Origin of the sequence: Alicyclobacillus fructus, from assembly GCF_017329605.1 — a bacterium.
Lineage (GTDB): Bacteria > Bacillota > Bacilli > Alicyclobacillales > Alicyclobacillaceae > Alicyclobacillus > Alicyclobacillus fructus.
Map to the genome: position 1 here is coordinate 1 of NZ_JAFMTY010000096.1, position 343 is coordinate 343.

General features: G+C 55.7%; 1 pseudogene. It reads left to right on the top strand.

Annotated elements, in window-relative coordinates:
- Positions 1-343 (top strand): annotated as a pseudogene (locus tag J3481_RS14775) (transposase); the annotation flags it as partial.

A 343-nucleotide genomic window follows, 5' to 3' on the forward strand; every position in this document is an offset into this window, starting at 1 on the left:
CGGCGTGCTAGAGACCGTGAAACGGCACTTGGCCACACACGAGTGGACTGCGGAAGACCGAGTGCGGCTGGCGTTTGCGTTCCACATGCGATTTGACCGGCGGACACGGGGCGAGGCGTTTGAGGAGATTGTCGAAACTGTACAGAAGGTACCAGATCGGAACGAGCAGGACTATTTGGCGGCGCTCATTTTGGGGTTCAGCGGACGGGTTTTGGCGGAAGAGCAAAAGGCGCGTTTGAGGAAAGTGTTGGAGATGACGGAGTTGTTGAAGGAGATTGAGCAAGAAGCACGCATAGAAGAGCGCAAGGAAATTGCGGCACGTATGTTCCGCAAAGGTGCTTCT